General features: G+C 60.7%; 1 protein-coding gene. It reads left to right on the forward strand.

The features are described 5' to 3' along the window. Window positions 1–984 (forward strand): diguanylate cyclase domain-containing protein (locus VB780_RS31275; RefSeq protein ID WP_323355102.1); only part of this gene is annotated, 984 nt, incomplete at its 5' end. Window positions 985–997 lie beyond the last annotated feature (13 nt).

Below are 997 nucleotides of genomic sequence, written 5' to 3' on the forward strand. Positions count from 1 at the left end.
ACCGTCACCGAAGCCCAGCAATTTTTAAAGGCAGAACAGGCGTTTATCTACCAGTTTGAGCAAACCACCGTTGGGCATATTGCGGTAGAGTGCACCCTTGAACGCTGCACTCAGCTGCAGGGGCAGGCTGAGATAGAGGCGGTGCTGCAACAGATTGACCCGGCGTTTTACCAGACGGGCCGCCTGCACTCGATTCCAGACTTGCAGGGCACCTGGCTACCGAGTGCCGACCTACAGCTGTTTCGCCACCTACCCATACGATCGCTGGTGGTGGCCCCGATTATTACCAAAGAAACCCCGTGGGGGCTGTTGATTCTCAACCAGTGCTCGGCCCCCCGGCGCTGGGAAAAACGGGAGATCGACCTGCTCAAACAGCTGGCAACCCAGGTGGGCATTGCCATTCAGCAGGCAGAACTCTATACCCAGCTCGAAACCGCTAATGCCCGTCTGGAGCACCTGGCCCGCGTCGATGGCCTCACCCAGGTGGCCAATCGCCGTTGCTTTGATGAACACCTGAGCCAAGAATGGCGGCGTATGCGGCGCGCTCAAGCCCCCTTAAGCCTAATTTTGTGCGACATTGACCATTTTAAGCTCTATAACGATACCTACGGCCACCCGGCGGGGGATGTCTGCCTAAAGCAGGTGGCCCAGGCCCTGGCCCAGGTGGTTAAGCGCCCCGCCGATCTGGTGGCCCGCTACGGCGGCGAAGAGTTTGCCGTGGTGCTACCCGGCACAGATATCCACGGGGCCGCCACAATGGCCGCTGCCATGCAGCAGGCCATTGCCCAGCTCGGCCTCGTCCACCAGGCGTCGTCTACCCGGCCCTACGTCACCCTCAGCCTGGGGGTGGCCTGCACCACACCCAACTCAGACCCGTTGCCCCAAACACTGATTGACCAGGCCGATCGGGCGCTTTATAGGGCTAAGCAGCAGGGGCGCGATCGCTTCCAGGTGTTCGGCACTGAGCCGGCACAACACTCGTGACGTTCCATAACGG

The sequence above is a fragment of the Leptolyngbya sp. CCNP1308 genome, assembly GCF_034932455.1.
In the GTDB taxonomy this organism is placed as follows: Bacteria; Cyanobacteriota; Cyanobacteriia; order Phormidesmidales; family Phormidesmidaceae; genus Nodosilinea.